Raw genomic sequence first — 408 nt, 5'->3', positions numbered from 1 at the left:
GCCTGGGCTTCAATGCCGTGCGCGTGCCATTCTGCCCACAGACCCTGCATGGCGCGTCGCCCGGCAGCATCGACTACAGCCAAAACTCAGACCTGCAAGGAATGAGCTCGTTGCAGGTGATGGACAAGATCATCAACGAATTCAGCAGCCGCGGCATGTACGTGCTGCTCGATTTCCACAGGCCCGATTGCAATGCGATCTCCGAACTGTGGTACACCGACTCCTACAGCGAAGCGCAGTGGAAGGATGATCTGGTATTCGTCGCCAAGCGCTACGCCAACGTGCCGGGCGTGATTGGTCTCGACCTGAAGAACGAGCCGCACGGCGCAGCGACCTGGGGCACCGGCAACGCCGCCACCGACTGGAACTCGGCGGCAGAGCGCGCCTCCGCGGTCGTGCTGAGCGCCG

The 408-nt window shown here is 62.7% G+C and carries 1 protein-coding gene; it reads left to right on the top strand.

The annotated features are described in order from the left end of the window. Positions 1-408, top strand: a 408-nt coding sequence (locus XalbCFBP2523_RS15950) for a glycoside hydrolase family 5 protein (RefSeq protein WP_158250805.1), incomplete at both ends; no start/stop codon positions are given.

This window comes from Xanthomonas albilineans, from assembly GCF_002939705.1.
Lineage (GTDB): Bacteria > Pseudomonadota > Gammaproteobacteria > Xanthomonadales > Xanthomonadaceae > Xanthomonas_A > Xanthomonas_A albilineans.
Note: the sequence above shows the minus strand (reverse complement) of the source record. Positions and strands in the feature narration are given on the sequence as shown.